The 15,572-nt window shown below is 60.6% G+C and carries 13 protein-coding genes and 1 tRNA gene; 9 read left to right on the forward strand and 5 right to left on the reverse strand.

Translation table 11 applies throughout. The annotated features are described in order from the left end of the window. Positions 1 to 11: 11 nt before the first annotated feature. Positions 12 to 893, reverse strand: coding sequence for a 4-hydroxy-tetrahydrodipicolinate synthase (dapA, locus tag MESCI_RS24210; protein ID WP_013532595.1), 882 nt, complete (start codon positions 891 to 893; stop codon positions 12 to 14). A gap of 247 nt (positions 894 to 1,140) precedes the next feature. Here dapA and MESCI_RS24215 point away from each other — a divergent pair, with 247 nt between their 5' ends. Both MESCI_RS24215 and MESCI_RS24220 read left to right on the forward strand, forming a co-directional pair. Continuing rightward, positions 1,141 to 3,192, forward strand: a complete 2,052-nt coding sequence (locus MESCI_RS24215; protein ID WP_013532596.1) for a lytic transglycosylase domain-containing protein — start codon at positions 1,141 to 1,143, stop codon at positions 3,190 to 3,192. A 109-nt stretch (positions 3,193 to 3,301) separates the two neighbouring features. Further along, positions 3,302 to 4,201, forward strand: coding sequence for an alpha/beta fold hydrolase (locus MESCI_RS24220; RefSeq protein ID WP_013532597.1), 900 nt, complete (start codon positions 3,302 to 3,304; stop codon positions 4,199 to 4,201). Positions 4,202 to 4,260: 59 nt separating this feature from the next. Here the strand turns inward: MESCI_RS24220 and MESCI_RS24225 are convergent, their stop codons facing one another. Next, entirely contained in the window at positions 4,261 to 5,355 is a 1,095-nt protein-coding gene (locus MESCI_RS24225; protein WP_013532598.1) for a tyrosine-type recombinase/integrase, read from the reverse strand. 238 nt (positions 5,356 to 5,593) lie between these two features. After that, the gene (locus MESCI_RS24230; RefSeq protein WP_013532599.1) at positions 5,594 to 6,730 is read right to left on the reverse strand and encodes a porin; all 1,137 of its coding nucleotides are present in this window, start codon (positions 6,728 to 6,730) and stop codon (positions 5,594 to 5,596) included. A 449-nt stretch (positions 6,731 to 7,179) separates the two neighbouring features. Here MESCI_RS24230 and MESCI_RS24235 point away from each other — a divergent pair. The 3 genes from MESCI_RS24235 (at position 7,180) to MESCI_RS24245 (ending at position 8,857) form a co-directional block, all read left to right on the forward strand. After that, a tRNA-Ser gene (locus MESCI_RS24235) sits at positions 7,180 to 7,270 on the forward strand. Positions 7,271 to 7,362: 92 nt separating this feature from the next. Further along, a complete protein-coding gene (locus tag MESCI_RS24240) occupies positions 7,363 to 7,614 on the forward strand; it encodes a GIY-YIG nuclease family protein (RefSeq protein ID WP_013532600.1) in 252 nt (83 codons plus the stop codon). 97 nt (positions 7,615 to 7,711) lie between these two features. Further along, on the forward strand, positions 7,712 to 8,857 hold the full coding sequence (locus MESCI_RS24245; protein ID WP_013532601.1) for a porin: 1,146 nt from the start codon (positions 7,712 to 7,714) through the stop codon (positions 8,855 to 8,857). Between the two features lie 377 nt (positions 8,858 to 9,234). Here MESCI_RS24245 and MESCI_RS24250 read toward each other — a convergent pair whose 3' ends face one another. Next, on the reverse strand, positions 9,235 to 10,902 hold the full coding sequence (locus MESCI_RS24250; protein WP_013532602.1) for a tetratricopeptide repeat-containing sulfotransferase family protein: 1,668 nt from the start codon (positions 10,900 to 10,902) through the stop codon (positions 9,235 to 9,237). 117 nt (positions 10,903 to 11,019) lie between these two features. On the opposite strand from MESCI_RS24250, the gene MESCI_RS24255 reads away from it, so the two are divergent. Continuing rightward, positions 11,020 to 12,132, forward strand: coding sequence for a pyridoxal phosphate-dependent aminotransferase (locus MESCI_RS24255; RefSeq protein ID WP_013532603.1), 1,113 nt, complete (start codon positions 11,020 to 11,022; stop codon positions 12,130 to 12,132). Between the two features lie 35 nt (positions 12,133 to 12,167). On the opposite strand, the gene MESCI_RS24260 is transcribed toward MESCI_RS24255, so the two are convergent. Next, entirely contained in the window at positions 12,168 to 13,160 is a 993-nt protein-coding gene (locus MESCI_RS24260) for a bifunctional helix-turn-helix transcriptional regulator/GNAT family N-acetyltransferase (protein WP_013532604.1), read from the reverse strand. A gap of 175 nt (positions 13,161 to 13,335) precedes the next feature. Between MESCI_RS24260 and MESCI_RS24265 the strand changes: the two genes are divergently transcribed. The 3 genes from MESCI_RS24265 to MESCI_RS24275 all read left to right on the forward strand — a co-directional run bounded on the left by MESCI_RS24265 (position 13,336) and on the right by MESCI_RS24275 (position 15,570). Then, the gene (locus MESCI_RS24265) at positions 13,336 to 13,620 is read left to right on the forward strand and encodes an acylphosphatase (protein WP_013532605.1); all 285 of its coding nucleotides are present in this window, start codon (positions 13,336 to 13,338) and stop codon (positions 13,618 to 13,620) included. A gap of 71 nt (positions 13,621 to 13,691) precedes the next feature. Further along, positions 13,692 to 14,342 carry a TetR/AcrR family transcriptional regulator gene (locus MESCI_RS24270; protein ID WP_013532606.1) on the forward strand — a complete coding sequence of 217 codons (651 nt, stop codon included), beginning with the start codon at positions 13,692 to 13,694 and terminating at the stop codon, positions 14,340 to 14,342. 64 nt (positions 14,343 to 14,406) lie between these two features. After that, complete coding sequence (locus MESCI_RS24275; RefSeq protein WP_013532607.1) at positions 14,407 to 15,570, forward strand: isovaleryl-CoA dehydrogenase; 1,164 nt, start codon at positions 14,407 to 14,409, stop codon at positions 15,568 to 15,570. Positions 15,571 to 15,572 lie beyond the last annotated feature (2 nt).

Consider the following 15,572-nt stretch of genomic DNA (forward strand, 5'->3'; position numbering starts at 1 on the left):
GCGCCTCATCCCTAATTAATCAAGCCGGCGTGCTTCATAGCCGCATCGATCTTGTCGGCAGTCGACTGTTCGATCGTCACCAACGGCGAGCGCAGCACGTTTTCGACCTTGCCTAGCTTCGACAGCGCGTATTTGGCGCCGGAAACGCCAGGCTCGATGAAGATCGCCTTGTGCAGCGGCAGCAGGCGATCCTGCAGATCCAGCGCCTTGGCGCTGTCGCCGGCAAGCGTTGCCTCCTGGAATTCGGCGCACAGCCGCGGCGCGACGTTCGACGTCACCGAAATACAGCCGACGCCGCCATGCGCGTTGAATCCAAGCGCCGAAGCATCTTCGCCCGAAAGCTGGATGAAATCCTTGCCGCACGTGGCACGCTGCTCGGAAACCCGTTCGACCTTGCCGGTGGCATCCTTGACACCGACGATGTTCTTGAAGTCGTGCACGAGCCGGCCCATCGTGTCCGGCATCATGTCGATGACCGAGCGCGGCGGGATGTTGTAGATGATGATCGGCAGCTTGGTCGCCCTGGCGACCGCCGCGAAGTGCTCATACAGGCCGCGCTGCGTCGGCCTGTTATAATAAGGCGTGACGACCAGGGCGGCATCGGCGCCGGCCTTCTCGGCATACTGCACGAGCCCGACGGCTTCCTCGGTGTTGTTGGAACCAGCGCCGGCGACGACCGGAACTCGTCCCTTGGCCACCTCGATGCATACCTTGACGACCTGGCGGTGCTCGTCATGCGACAGTGTCGGCGACTCGCCGGTGGTGCCGACCGGCACCAGGCCCGTCGTGCCCTCCGCGAGTTGCCATTCGACGAATGCGCGAAAGGCTTTCTCGTCGAAACGCCCGCTCTTTTCGAACGGTGTCACGAGCGCAGTAAGCGAGCCTCTCAGCATATCGTCCAACTCCTTGGCACTTCTGGTGTTTTGTGTCGGTGTTTGTGGTCGCGCCTTCTAACCGAAAGCGAAGCGGCGCACCATAGTCTCGACATGGTTGCGCGGCAAGCATTGCCATGGTGCCAGCAAGCGCAATTCGAACGGCCTCGCTAACTCTTTGTTTACGGGCTCTTCACGACCTAAGTTTAGGCTTCGAGGCATCTTCGCCAGCTTGTGGAATGCCAGGACAAGGAAAGATTTAGGGATCATGCCGGGCGGTCGGCCTCACCTTCTCGCGCTGCTTGGCGCCGCGCTCGCGCTGATGCCGGGCATGGCGATCAGCGGCAGCGTGGACGCACGGGTCACCTCAGCCATTCCGATTCCAGGCGCGGCAATTGCGCTGCCAGACCTGCAGGACAGAACGCGACAGGCGCCCTTGCCCGACGTCGCCCCTCTGAAAAGCGGACTGGATGCGTTGGCGCGGGGTGATAGTCTCCGCGCTCGTGGCGTGCGCGATGCCCTTCCGGCGCAGTCGCTCGACCAGCATATCCTTGCCTGGGCGATCGCGCTTTATGGCGGCGACAAGGTTCCGAGCGACGATATCACTGCTGCGGCCAAGATGCTGCCCAACTGGCCGGGGACCGTAGCCCTGCGCAAGAACAGCGAGCGCGCGCTCTATCGAGAGAACCCTGCCCCCGACATCGTCATCAGGGCGTTCGATGGCAGCCAGCCGCAGACATTCGAAGGCGTGATGGTTCTCGCCCGCGCCTATGTGGCGTCCAGCAATACCAAGGCGGCGCGTTCCGTGCTGTCGCCCTTCTGGCGCACCGCGATCCTGGAGGCCAAGGACGAGGCGGCGCTGATCAAGGAATTCGGCAGCCTGATCCCGGCCGCGGACCACCGCTTTCGCATGGAGCGCATGTTCTATGCCGACCGCGCGAATTCCGCGCTGCGCGTCGCCGGCCTCGCCGGCGCCCAGCAGCTCGCCGATGCATGGGCGGCGGCCGACAAAGGCGACAAGAACGCGCCCAAGCTGCTGAAGGCCGTGCCGGCAATGCAACGTTCGGCCGGCTACTTCTTCGCGCAGGCCGAATATTTGCGCAAGCAGGAGGATTTTGCCGGCGCTGCAGCCATTGTGATGCAGGCACCGACCGATCGCGAAGCTCTGGTCGATCCGGATGCCTGGTGGGTCGAGCGCCGGGTGCTGTCGCGTGAACTGGTCGACCAGGGCGACATGAAGGCCGCGTACAAGATCGTCGCTACACACGCTGCCGAAAGTGCCACCAATGCGGCCGACGCCGAATTCCATGCCGGCTGGTACGCGTTGCGCGGCCTGAACGACCCCAAGCTTGCCGCAACGCATTTCGCTCGCATCGCCGACCTTGCCCAAGGGCCGATGACGCTGTCGCGCGCGTATTACTGGCTCGGCCGTGCCGCCGAAGTCGGCGGCCCGGGCAACGCCAAGGATTATTTTGCGCGCGCCGCTGCCTACGGCACGACATTCTACGGCCAGCTTGCCGCCGAACGTGTCGGCCGGCAGGCGCTCAACATCGTCTATCCCTCGCCAAGCGCAGCCGACCGGCAGAACTTTGCCGGCCGCGAGGCCGTCAGCGCCATCAAGCGGCTGCAGGAGGCGGGCTACGACCGCTATGCCGAGACGCTCTATCGCGACCTTGCCGGGCAGTTGACCAGTCCAGGCGAACTGGCGCTGCTCGCTGTCCTTGCCGAAAAGCAAGGGAACCATTTCATGGCGCTGAAAATCGGCAAGATCGCCGGGGCGCGCGGCATTGATGTCGGCGCATTGTCGCATCCGCTCGGCGTCATTCCCGATTCGGCCGACATTTCCGGCTCAGGCAAGGCGCTGGCCTATGCGATCGCCCGCCAGGAAAGCGAATTCAACATCGGCGCCGTGTCGAGCGCCGGCGCGCGCGGGCTGCTGCAGCTGATGCCGGGAACCGCAAGGCAATTGGCGAAGAAGGCCGGGCTGCAGTTTTCGCAAACACGGCTGACCACCGATGCCGGCTACAACGCGACGCTTGGTTCGGCCTTCCTCGGCGAACAGCTCGACCGCTTCAACGGCTCCTACGTGCTGACCTTCGCCGGCTACAATGCCGGCCCCAACCGGGCCAGGCAGTGGGTGGGCAGATATGGCGACCCGCGCGGCAAGGACATCGACGCGGTCGTCGACTGGATCGAGCGGATTCCCTACACGGAAACAAGAAGTTACGTTCAGCGAGTGATGGAGAATTACGAGGTCTACAAGATGCGTATTTCCGGCGAATACGACATTGTCGGGGATCTGGTGAACGGGCGGAGTTGAGCCTTTCTGTCCTTCTCCACTTGTGGGAGAAGGCAAGAGCGCCTTTTATTGACCATCCCTGCCCTCGCCTGTAGCTGTCCAGATTGATACAGCGAGGTCGCACATTCCGATGGCAAGCGAGCAGCTTTTTTCCGACTTCTTCTACAGCGCACCGGACGGGTTAAAACTCCATGCGCGCGTCTATGGCGAGGCCAATTCCGGACCCTGGCCGGTTGTCTGCCTGCCTGGCCTGACCCGCAATGCCAGGGATTTTCACGAGCTGGCGCTCTATCTGTCGACGCATGCGGCAACTCCACGAAAGGTCATCGCCTTCGACTACCGCGGGCGCGGGCAGTCAGCTTATGATCCCGACGTCAAAAATTACAATGTCGGCGTGGAGGCCGGCGACATTCTCGCCGGGCTGGCGGCGCTGAACATCGGAGAAGCGGCCTTCATCGGCACCTCGCGCGGGGGATTGATCATCCATGTGCTCGGGACGATGCGGCCATCCGTCCTGAAAGCCATTGTTTTCAACGACATCGGACCGATGATCGAGACGGCCGGACTTGCCCATATCCAGTCTTATCTCGAGCGCGACCCGGCACCGAAAACCCGCACACAGGCGGCGGCCGCCCAGCGCAGCGTGCATGGCGAAGACTTCTCCGCTCTTGCCGGCGCCGATTGGGATCGGATGGTATGGGCTCTCTACCGCGAAACGGATGGTGGGCTGGTGCCGGATTTCGATCCGAAGCTGGTGGATACCGTTGCCAGTCTCGATCTGACGCAGAAGCTGCCTGACCTATGGCCGCAATTCGAGGCGTTGGCCGCGATTCCTCTGCTCACCATACGGGGCGTTAATTCGAGATTGCTGTCCACAGACACGCTCAAGCAGATGAGAGAGCGCCATTCCATGATGGAGACGATCACCGTCGAGGGTCAGGGCCATGCGCCGTTCCTCGAGACCGGCAGCCTACCGGGCGACATAGGCGCTTTTCTCGATCAGGCCGAGCGGAAGAATATCCTGAAGTAAATCCCATGACCGAACAAGGTCACGGGATAGCTATGATAGTATAGGCAAGTTTCTTCAGCCTACTTGGCTTTTGAACTTTTCCGAGTCGCTTTCGGCGACTCCTTAGCGGCGGCGGCTGCCCCGTCCCTCTTTTTCCGCTCTGCCGTCGGCGACGAAGGCGTCGTCACGGGCGAAGAAAACATGGGGCCTTCAGCGCAATTGCCGCCCGGCTGAGTCGATCGAGGCGTTTCCAGCACGATGACACAGCCATCGAGATCGTTGGTGGCCAGATGCGCGTAGCGCATCGTCATCGACAGCGTTTGGTGGCCGAGCCACATCTGCACGCGCCTGATGTCGATGCCGCCCTGGACAAGACGCGAGGCGCAGGTATGGCGCAATATGTGCGGCACCACCTGATCGTCGGCGCCGAGGCCGACTTCGGCCTTCGCGTCGTTCCAGATGGCACGGAACTGTGCCTGGCTGAGCTTGGTGAACGGTCCTTTGGGCCGACGACCCTCGGTGGGAGGCAGCTTGATGACCTCCTTGACCCGCTCGGTCATCGGAATGGTGCGGCTGCGGCCGGATTTGGTGATCCAGAAGGAGACGCGATGCTCCTGGATATCGTTCCAGATCAGCCCAAGCGCCTCGCCGAGACGGCATCCGGTGTCGACCAGGAAAACGGAAAGCCTGTAGGCATCCTCGCTGCGGCTCTTGATGGCGGCGAACAGGCGCGCCTCTTCGTCCCTTTCGAGGAAGCGAATCCGACCCGCCCGCTCCTTCTGGCGGCGGAACTCGGGCAGGCTGTGGATATCTCCCATCTTGTGAGCCTTGCGCAGCAGTTTGCTGAGGGCAGCCATCTTTCGATTGATGGTTGCGTTGCTGTTGCCGCGCTGGCGCAGGGTGCCGATAAGGTTGTCCAGGGTACTTTGGTCAAAGGCGCTGAAACGCTCACCAAGGAGAATCTCGTCTATTTCGCCGATGAACGAGCTGACATTATACTTATGCCGCCCATCATCCCATAATATGTCCCGATATGCTGAAAAAAGATCTCCGACCCGATGCGATTTTACTTCTCTAATCTTGTTGTAGGTGTATCGAATCTTCGGACTTTGAGAAGAAAACATCGAAAAATGATCAGAGGACTCGCCCTCTTGAATCGCTTCGTTCGTCATCATTTGCCACACCCCCGAGTGGGATAGGTCAGCCCTACCCGCTTGGAAGCGTCCTTTCAAGAGATTTTAATCACGCAGTTGTGATTTCATCCGCCCATCAGCGGATCCCACGAAACCACCCCACGGATTTATTCAGCTACCGTTACCCCCATCCTTCCGTTTGCCTTGATCCAGTCACGAAACAAAAACAGCCCGGGCGTTTGCGCGCCCGGGCTGGATTTCACCTGTAAGGAACCAGCCCTTAGAACGAGCGCTGGAAGCGGAGGATACCGCCGATGTTGCTCTTCTTGTCGGCATGGGTCCAGTTGGACACGGTGTCGTTGCCGACATTAAGGTAATCGACTTCGGCCGTAACCGTGAAGCCAGGAACCACGTCGTAGGCGATGTTCGCCGCGATGCCGAGGTTCTTGCCCTCGTCATATGACACCTGAGCGTTGAACGAGGTCTTCTCGTTGAACTTGTAGGTGCCACCGCCCCACAGTGCCCAATTGCCGCTCCACTGCTTGTACATGCCGCGACCACCAGCAGGGAAATTCAAGCTTGCGTCGGTGTAGTTGTCGTCGGTGCCGTAACCGCCCATGATGAACAGCGTCAGCTCGTTCGTCGCGTTCACGTCCAAGCGAACCTTGGTGGCGACTTCTTCGTAGTTGCTGTCATACGAAACAACGCCGGTGATTGCACCCCAGCCCTGCGTCCACTTCACACCGCCGACGACATGCGGAACATAGCTGTCGATCGTGTAGGCGCCATAGCCTTCTTCGAGTGAAACCACAGCCGAGAAGCCGTTGCCAGCATCGAAGTAATACTGGATGACGTTGGTGTCGAAGCCGCCATAGGGAACCAGCGTATCCTGGATGACGTTGCCGGCGTAGCCGACGAACGTATCGAAGGCCGATTCGTCCTTACCGACGCGCAGGCCACCGAGCTGGATCCAGGCGAAGTTCAGCGAAACAGGCTCGTTGCCAGCAGCATTGATGAACGGGCTCGTATCGCGTTGGGTGTTGCTGAAATTGAAGCGGGTCTCGGTGTAGGTCTTCAAGGTGCCGAGTTCGGTTTCCTGACCGGTCCAGGTCTTCAGCGTGAAGCGGGCTCTCTTGCGCCAGGTGTCGTTGCTCTCACCGATGTCCTGATGATCTGCGCTTCTTGCACCATCGAACGAGCCGACGTCGCCGCCACCGATGTCATAACGGATATAGCCGCCGATGCGCAGGCAGGTCTCGGTGCCGGGGATGTAGAAGTAGCCAGCGCCGTAGACGTCGCAAATCTTGACGTATTCAGCGGGTTCCGGCTCGGCGACGACGACGGCGTCGGCGGCGCGCGCACCGGAAACTGCGATCAGGGCCGCAGCGGAGCCGAGGAGAAGGCTCTTAATGTTCATTTTCTGACCTCCAGTCAAAAGTTAAAAAACGGGTCTGGGTATTCTTTGCTGAAGGACAGCGTTCCCTGCCCCATCCCCACTACCGAAAAAGATGCGCACCGCGCCGCTCCTTCGAAATCGACATTACCCATGAGGCGGCGAGGTTCAACCACGATCGTACCGGTGAAAGGGCTGCCTGGCTGCTATCCCCCGGCGTTGTTGCACAAATGACACGATTTGGCCTCACTCAGAAAGCTCTCGTTAACCATCAGGCCGCCGCACTCCCTTGTTTGCCGGCGAATCCGGCGATGGGCCGACGGAATCATGGCGAATTCCCGAGTCGCTAGCCAGGAAACAACCGCAGAACCGCCACATCCATGGGGGTCGCGGTTCGGCGCCTTCTTATTTTTGCATATAATGATGCGGGCTTGTTGATTGTGCCGGCGCTTTTCTTTATCCAGCGGCGCAACGGAGAGGTGGCCGAGTGGTCGAAGGCGCTCCCCTGCTAAGGGAGTAGAGGTCAAAAGCTTCTCGTGGGTTCGAATCCCATCCTCTCCGCCACCCTACGCCCTGCGGGCTTCGGGTGGCAGGCCACCCGGAACCGCATCGGCGTGGGAGTGTCGCCCGAAGCTACGAAGTAGCGTACGGGGACCATGTGGTACGTGTATTTCCTGCAGCTTCATAATGGCGATGTCTATGTCGGGTCGACAAACGACCTTCGACGCCGGTTCGAATCGCATCAATCAGGCTATGTGACTTCGACCAGAGCCTATCTGCCTGTAGCCCTGAAGACCTATATCGCGGTCGAAACCGAGACCAACGCACGGCAGTTCGAGCGATATTTCAAGACCGGATCGGGCAAGGCTTTCGCCAGTAAACGGCTTTGGCGGACAGAGCCCCGCTGAAGGCCTTTTTATCTATCCATCTGAAATATAAAGAAAAAAATACATGAGAGCTGGGTTTTACCGACCTCCGTTCTCGATTCTGACTGGAGGTCAGAAAATGAACATTAAGAGCCTTCTCCTCGGCTCCGCTGCGGCCCTGATCGCAGTTTCCGGTGCGCGCGCCGCCGACGCCGTCGTCGTCGCCGAGCCGGAACCCGCTGAATACGTCAAGATTTGCGACGTCTACGGCGCTGGCTACTTCTACATCCCCGGCACCGAGACCTGCCTGCGCGTCGGCGGCTATGTCCGTTATGACATCGGCGGTGGCGACCTCGGTTCGTTCGATGGTGCAAAAGCCGCGGATCACCAGGATGGTGATGACCACAATACCTGGCTGAAGAATACCCGCTTCACGCTGAAGACCTGGACAGGCCAGGAAACCGAACTCGGCACCTTGAAGACCTACACCGAGACCCGCTTCAACTTCGGCGACGACAACGCCTTCGAGGACGTCAACGCCGCCCACAACCGGGACGTCTCGCTGAACTTCGCCTGGATCCAGCTCGGCGGCCTGCGCGTCGGTAAGGACGAATCGGCCTTCGATACGTTCGTCGGCTACGCCGGCAACGTCATCAACGACACGCTCGTTCCCTACGGCGATTTCGACACCAACGTCGTCCAGTACTACTTCGACGCCGGCAACGGCTTCTCGGCAGTGGTCTCGCTGGAAGAAGGTAACGCCAATGACACGATCGACAGCTATGTTCCGCATGTCGTCGGCGGCGTGAAGTACACGCAGGGCTGGGGCGCCATCACCGGTGTCGTCGCCTATGACAGCAATTACGAAGAAGTGGCCGGCAAGGTTCGCCTGGATGTGAACGTCTCCAACGAACTCTCGCTGTTCATCATGGGCGGCTACGGTTCGGACGACAATCTCAACGATAACCTCAGCAATCATGTCGACGCCAACGGTCGCGGCTTCTACAAGATGTGGGGTGGCAATTGGGCAGTGTGGGGCGGTGGCACCTACAAGTTCAACGAAAAAACCTCGTTCAACGCTCAGGTGTCTGCTGACGATTGGAAGAACGTCGGCGTTGCCGCGAACATCGCTTACGACGTTGTGCCGGGCTTCACGGTCACGGCCGAAGTCGACTACCTCCATGCAGGCCGATTTGGCGATGTCAACTATGTTAACCCATCGTTCACACCGGCCGACAAGAAGAACAGCATCGGCGGCCTCCTCCGCTTCCAGCGCTCGTTCTAATATATTTCGACTTGTCGAAATCGAAAACCCGGCGGGCAACCGCCGGGTTTTTTACGCCGGGTTCCGAGAGACTCGTCAAATGCAGTTGAGCCGCCCCGAGACCGAGCCCCTGCACTTCTTGAAGGTTTGCGAGCGACAATAGCCAGCCGACGAAGCCGAGCCCCGGCAGCTCCGGCAGTCCGGCAGTGCGTGAGTTTTCGCGCCAAGCACTTCGAGCGTGTCGACCAGCAGAATCAATTGACCAACCGAGCGATTGTGTTGGGATCATCGGGTGCGGAATCACGCGCATCCGTAAGCTTCTTCAGCTCTATTTCTCAGCAGTGCCAACCAAATCGAGGAGACGTGCGCGCATGAGCGGAACGCAGGACTGGTCTGAGTTACGTGTCCGCCAAGTCGCCCAAAGCATCGATGAGTGGCTGGATCTCGCCTTCATAATTCTTCCAGCGCTTGACCGACGATTTGTAGATCGGTTGGCGAACCTGCCAGCGACTGGGTGTGTTGACCGAACCATCCCTGTCGAAAAAGCGCAGGCAGGCGTCATCCCAGGGCAGCCCAAGGTAATCGATGAGGCGGCGTGACTGCGCTTCCTGATCGTCGACCAGCGTCTCGTACTGATTTTCGAAGATCAGGTTCGGGAAAACCTCGTTCCAATGCTGCATCAGGCGGTCATATTCTCGATAGTACAGGCCGAGTGTCTTCAGGTCGGTGTTGTAGCTGTGCCCCTCGCCGAATTTCTGGACAAAACAAGAGACGCAATTGTCGATGGCGTCACGACGGCAATGAATGATTCGCGCGTTGGGAAAGAGAACGGCGATAAGACCGATCAGCTCAAAATTATGAGGCATCTTATCCACGATCCGAAGCGCGGCAGGCGCTCGCTCCCTCAGATAGGTCAGGTGCTCTTCGGCCAGTGTTCCGGACAGGTGTTCTGTGATCGACGCCATCGCATGGTTTAGCCTCCCGGCCGATGACTTTCTGAGGTCGATCGCATTCGCGACTCTTCTGAGTTTGCTTAGTTCCCCTGCGCCATGGACATCGGGATGACTTGCGCAAATTTGTTCCGTGAGTGTCGTTCCCGAGCGCGGCATGCCGACCACGAACACAGGAACTTCCGAAGGATTTCCGTAACCCGACCTGGCAGCCAGCATCTCAGGCGTGAAGGTCTCAATCAGTGAATCTACCCACCGACGGTATTGGTCGATATCGAAGTAGCGGCCCGAGGCCTGTTTGGCCTTGTTGAAATGGCCGAATGCATCCTTATAGCGCTTGAGGTCGTTCAGCACCTTGCCGGCCGCCAGATGGAGCTTCTCTACGCCGTCCAGATCAAGCTTGGGATTGCCGAGTTCACCAACGATGGATTGTAGTTCCTTTGGCTCTTCGGTGAACTTTTGCGTCTGTACAAGGTCGTTGTAGGCAGTCGGCATTGCGATGCGACGTTCGATTGCTTCTTTAAGAAAGGCGGCGGCCTCGTCCATGCGCCCCAGGCTGCTGAGCGCGCTGGCCAGTCCTATCCGCACTTTGGGATGATCGCGGTTGATCTTCAGCGCCTTCTCATAGAGCGGCAAAGCCATGTCGGGTTTATCAAACTGGATATAAGCGTCCCCCAATGCACAAAGCGCTTCGATGAGACCTGGCTGCAACTCCAAGGCATACTGCATATGCTCGATTGCCGGTGAATATTCACTGACCTTCACATAGGCCGAAGCCAAACCAAGGTGGTAGTAGGGGTTTTTTGGTTCCTCGCCGATCGCTCGTGCGAAATATCGCAAGGCCGCCTCATCGTCGTAGCCCAGGCACACGGTCCCCAAAATATACAGGGCGAGCGGATGGTTAGGCGTGCGCGCCAGCACCCGAAGGCATAGGTCCTGAGCCTCGTTAAGCCGCTTGGCCTGCTGAAACTGATACGCCTGCTCCAGCAACGCATCGTCTGCCTGCGCAGGCGAAAGCGAATTTGCGTTGCGCAGATTTGGCTGCGGGAATTTGGGTTTCGGCCCGGTTTGGACCTTGAGGTGCTTTGACCAGGCAGGCGGCAGACGGTTGTTCATCACGTCTCGCTAGCAAAAGCGGCCGAAAGAATCCAGCGTTACGGATCTGCCCAGCGGCAACTTGCACCGACCCATCCGGCGCGCTAGCAAGAAGGCCCTTTCAAGCGAGCTTCCACCATGCATCAGCGCCCTCCCCTCATGCCGCTCATCGCAGCGCTTCCCTCGACGGTGCCGTTTGTCGGCCCCGAAGCGCAGGAGCGCGAGCGTGGCCGCGCTTTTCGCGCCCGCATCGGCGCCAATGAGAGCAGCTTTGGTCCCTCGCCGCGCGTCATCGCCCGCATGGCCGAGATCGCCGGCGACATGTGGATGTATTGCGATCCCGACAATCACGATCTGAAGGTGGCGGTAGCCGCGCATCACGGCGTAAAAGCAGAGAACGTCGTTGTCGGCGAAGGCATAGATGGCCTGCTCGCCCTGGTGGCACGCATGTATGTGGCGCCCGGCGATGCTGTGGTCACCTCGCTCGGCGCTTATCCGACCTTCAACTTCCACATCGCCGGTGTCGGCGGACGACTGGTGACGGTCCCTTACGAGAACGACCGGGAAAGCCTGGATGGCCTGCTGGCGGCGGTGCACAGGGACAAGGCCCCGCTGGTCTATCTCTCCAACCCCGACAATCCGATGGGCAGTTGGTGGGAGGCGAGCGAGATCATCCGCTTCATCGAGGCGCTGCCGGAAACCACCATGCTGGTGCTCGACGAGGCCTATGGCGAACTCGGGCCGGCCTCGGCGCTGCCGCCGATCGATATCTCCAGGCCAAACGTCATCCGCATGCGCACCTTCTCGAAGGCGTACGGGCTGGCGGGCATACGCTGCGGCTATGCGATCGCTGAGGCCCAGGTGATCCGCGACTTCGAGAAGATCCGCAACCATTACGGCGTCAGCCGCATGGCGCAGATCGCCGGCGTCGAGGCGCTCGCCGATCAGCACTATCTGCAAAGCGTGGTGGCGCGGGTCGCGGCCGGCCGCCGACGCATCGCCGGCATTGCCGAGGCGAACGGGCTGAAGCCACTGGCGTCGGCGACCAATTTCGTCACCATCGATTGCTGCGGCGATGGCGCCTTCGCGCTGAAAGTTCTGCAAGCCCTGCTGTCACGCGACGTCTTCATCCGCAAGCCGATGGTGCCACGGCTCGACCGCTGCATCCGCGTCAGCGTCGGCCTCGATCACGAGCTCGACATTTTTGCCGAGGAACTTCCCGGTGCTTTGGCGGCAGCGCGGGGTAATTAGGATACCGCTGGCGCGCAACCGGCAGCAAAAGCCGCCTACAAATCCATTTCCCAGGTCTGGCCGGTCAGATCCTTGCCGAAGCTGCGGTGGTGCTCCTGCGAGACCAGCCTGAAGCCGGCACGTTCGTAGATCGCGCGCGCCGCAACGAGGATGTCGTTGGTCCACAGAACTAGCTTGGCGTAGCCGCAAGCCCGGGCCTGGTTCACGCATTCCGCCACCAGTCGTTTGCCGATGCCGAAGCCGCGCGCCGACGCCTCGACATGCAGCATTCTCAGCTTGGCCACCTTATCATCCTGATGAACCAGGAACACCGCGCCGACCGGCTGACCACCGCGCTCGGCGATCCAGCAGAAATCGCGGCCGGGCACGAAATTGCGAATGAAATCGGCGCCGATCTCGGCGAGCATGGCCTCGAACTCGATCGTCCAGCCATATTCCTCGGCATAAAGTTGGGCCTGGCGCTGCACGACCCAGCCGACATCGCCGACGCGGTGCGGCCGCAACGTCACCTCGCCGCTTTCACGGGTGGGATCACCCAGCAATTCCCCCGCCTTGCGCAAGGCGCTGCGCAGTTCATGCAACCTGTCGTCGGGTACGCTTTCGATCAGCCGCGCCGTATCCCGATCGGCCGCCGCCTGCAGCCTGGCAAGCGCTGCCTCGCCCCTTGCGGTCAGCGAGAGGACCCTTCGGCGCCGGTCAGCCGGGTCCGTTCTGGCCTCGGTCAGCCCCTGGCCCGCGAACTTGCGCAGGATCCGCGTCAGATAGGCGGCATCGACACGCAATTGTCTCGATATTTCGGAGGCCGCCGGGCCATTCTCGAGCCGAAAAGCCCCAACCAGGAAACCTCGCTCGCCGGCGATTTCGGCGGAAGCCGGGTTGCTGCGGTGACCCAGTTCGAACAGCACGCGCGCCTCGGTCAAAGTGAATGCACTTTGTGTCAGCGTCTCGTCGAGAAGGCCGACAGTGCGCGTGTAGAAGCGATTGAAGCGCCGGACATCGGCCACCAATGCGTTGCGTTCGTCCAACATTTGCGGCCAGCTCCTAATAAAGCAGTTCCATTTTCCTAAATTAGTGGACTGAGTCAATTAAATTCAAGGCCAGAAGGCCAGCTAAAGCCGGAAGGCCCAGCTATTGCGTCCGCGCGCAGGTTGCATTCCTCAGGCCGTGCGCCAGATTCAAAACGAGACAGGCTTGGAGAGATTCATGGCTGGTCATCGCAGGAAAGTGCACGCACGCGTCTACGGTAACGTGCAAGGCGTCGGCTTCAGAGCCTGGGCCCGGGATGAGGCCACGGGCCTTGGTCTTGCGGGCTGGGTTTGCAATGAAGCGGACGGGTCCGTAACGGCCGAGATCGCAGGCCTCGATGAGGAGGTCTCGACAATGATCGAGCGCCTCTGGAAAGGGCCGGCCGGGGCTTTGGTTTCCAAGGTCGACGTCGAGGAGTTGGAGGCAGACAACGCCTCTGTTGGGTTCAGAATCGTGGCATGAAGGCGGATTTGGATTGAGCGCCTTGAATTAATTAAACGTTCGTTTTATTATTGCTCCGCAGAGGAGCTGACATGGCACGCACCGCCGGGTCTGATGGCGAAAAGACCGAAGCGACCATTCGTGAGGCGGCGGTCAATCTGATCGCGCGTTTTGGCTACGAGGCGATGTCGATGCGACAGCTCGCCGCCGAGGTCGGCGTACAGGCGGCCGCACTCTACCGCTACTTTCCGACCAAGGAAGAGCTTCTGTTCACGCTGATGCGCGAGCACATGGAAGGTTTGACCGAAGCGTGGGAAACAGCTCGCCCGGTTAATGCGGATCCCGTGCAGCGGCTTTCGGCCTATGTCGAAAACCACATCACTTTCCACATCGAGCGACGGCACGCCACGCATGTGTCGAACATGGAATTGCGCAGCCTGTCGCCGGAAAGGCTGACGCAGATCCTGCGCATGCGCACTGCCTACGAGAAGGAGCTGCGCACCATCCTGCGCGACGGCGCCGAGACGGGCACCTTCAGCATCGACGACACCGGGCTGACCGCCATGGCGCTGATCCAGATGATGACCGGCGTCATCGTCTGGTTTCGGCCGGGCGAACGGCTGTCGATCGCTGAAGTGACCACAACATATCTTTCAATGACAATGCGGCTCGTCGGCGCGAAGATCGACGCCTACGGCGCCGCGCGTCCCTTCGGACGCGCAAAGGACGCTGCAGCATTTTGATTCGCGCATGATCCCTTTCCGAAATCAAAGTCGATTTTCGAGGTCATGCGCAGGGAGGAGAAAAATGTACACCAACACGCTCAGCTTCGGGCATGACGAAGAGATCGAGGCGCTGCGCGACATGGTGCGGCGCTTTGCCCAGGACCGGATCGCGCCGATCGCCGCCGACATCGATCGCTCGAACGAATTCCCGGCGCATCTGTGGGGCGAATTCGGTGCGCTCGGCCTGCTCGGCATCACCGCCGACCCCGATTTCGGCGGCAGCGGCATGGGCTATCTCGCCCATGTGATCGCCGTCGAGGAGATTTCGCGCGCTTCGGCCTCGGTCGGCCTCTCCTACGGTGCCCATTCCAACCTCTGCGTCAACCAGATCAACCGCTGGGCGACGCAGGCGCAGAAGGAAAAATACCTGCCGCCGCTGTGCTCGGGCGAGCGAGTCGGCGCGCTGGCGATGTCGGAATCCGGCGCCGGCTCGGACGTCGTCTCGCTGAAGCTGCGCGCCGAAAAGCGCAATGACCGCTACGTGCTCAACGGCACCAAGATGTGGATCACCAACGGGCCGGACGCCGAGACGCTGGTGGTCTATGCCAAGACGGATCCGGACCAGAAATCGCGCGGCATCACCGCCTTCATCGTCGAGAAGGCTTTTGCCGGATTTTCCGTGGCGCAAAAGCTCGACAAGCTCGGCATGCGCGGCTCCAACACCGGCGAGCTGGTGTTTAGGGATGTCGAGGTGCCCTTCGACAACGTGCTGCATGAGGAAGGGCGCGGCGTCGAAGTGCTGATGTCTGGCCTAGACTATGAGCGCACGGTGCTTGCCGGCGGCCCGATCGGCCTGATGGCGGCGTGCCTCGACGTGGCAATCCCCTATGTGCATGAGCGCAAGCAGTTCGGACAGGCGATCGGCGAGTTCCAACTGGTGCAGGGCAAGCTGGCCGACATGTACACGACGCTGAATGCCGCGCGCGCCTATGTCTATGCCGTCGCCGCCGCCTGCGATCGTGGCCAGACGACGCGCAAGGATGCCGCCGGCTGCGTGCTGTTTGCCGCCGAGAAGGCGACGCTGATGGCGCTCGACGCCATCCAGCTGCTTGGCGGCAACGGCTACATCAACGACTATCCAACCGGCCGCCTGTTGCGCGATGCCAAGCTCTACGAGATCGGCGCCGGCACCAGCGAAATCCGCCGCTGGCTGATCGGCCGCGAGATCATGGCGGAGGGGGTGTAGGT

The organism is Mesorhizobium ciceri biovar biserrulae WSM1271 (assembly GCF_000185905.1).
In the GTDB taxonomy this organism is placed as follows: Bacteria; Pseudomonadota; Alphaproteobacteria; order Rhizobiales; family Rhizobiaceae; genus Mesorhizobium; species Mesorhizobium ciceri.

What these genes read in the sequence shown, in the direction of transcription:
- dapA (WP_013532595.1), bottom strand. Translation starts at nt 893, where the DNA reads ATGCTGAGAGGCTCGCTTACTGCGCTCGTGACACCGTTCGAAAAGAGC.
- MESCI_RS24215 (WP_013532596.1), top strand. Translation starts at nt 1,141, where the DNA reads ATGCCGGGCGGTCGGCCTCACCTTCTCGCGCTGCTTGGCGCCGCGCTC.
- MESCI_RS24220 (WP_013532597.1), top strand. Translation starts at nt 3,302, where the DNA reads ATGGCAAGCGAGCAGCTTTTTTCCGACTTCTTCTACAGCGCACCGGAC.
- MESCI_RS24225 (WP_013532598.1), bottom strand. Translation starts at nt 5,355, where the DNA reads ATGATGACGAACGAAGCGATTCAAGAGGGCGAGTCCTCTGATCATTTT.
- MESCI_RS24230 (WP_013532599.1), bottom strand. Translation starts at nt 6,730, where the DNA reads ATGAACATTAAGAGCCTTCTCCTCGGCTCCGCTGCGGCCCTGATCGCA.
- MESCI_RS24240 (WP_013532600.1), top strand. Translation starts at nt 7,363, where the DNA reads ATGTGGTACGTGTATTTCCTGCAGCTTCATAATGGCGATGTCTATGTC.
- MESCI_RS24245 (WP_013532601.1), top strand. Translation starts at nt 7,712, where the DNA reads ATGAACATTAAGAGCCTTCTCCTCGGCTCCGCTGCGGCCCTGATCGCA.
- MESCI_RS24250 (WP_013532602.1), bottom strand. Translation starts at nt 10,902, where the DNA reads ATGAACAACCGTCTGCCGCCTGCCTGGTCAAAGCACCTCAAGGTCCAA.
- MESCI_RS24255 (WP_013532603.1), top strand. Translation starts at nt 11,020, where the DNA reads ATGCATCAGCGCCCTCCCCTCATGCCGCTCATCGCAGCGCTTCCCTCG.
- MESCI_RS24260 (WP_013532604.1), bottom strand. Translation starts at nt 13,160, where the DNA reads ATGTTGGACGAACGCAACGCATTGGTGGCCGATGTCCGGCGCTTCAAT.
- MESCI_RS24265 (WP_013532605.1), top strand. Translation starts at nt 13,336, where the DNA reads ATGGCTGGTCATCGCAGGAAAGTGCACGCACGCGTCTACGGTAACGTG.
- MESCI_RS24270 (WP_013532606.1), top strand. Translation starts at nt 13,692, where the DNA reads ATGGCACGCACCGCCGGGTCTGATGGCGAAAAGACCGAAGCGACCATT.
- MESCI_RS24275 (WP_013532607.1), top strand. Translation starts at nt 14,407, where the DNA reads ATGTACACCAACACGCTCAGCTTCGGGCATGACGAAGAGATCGAGGCG.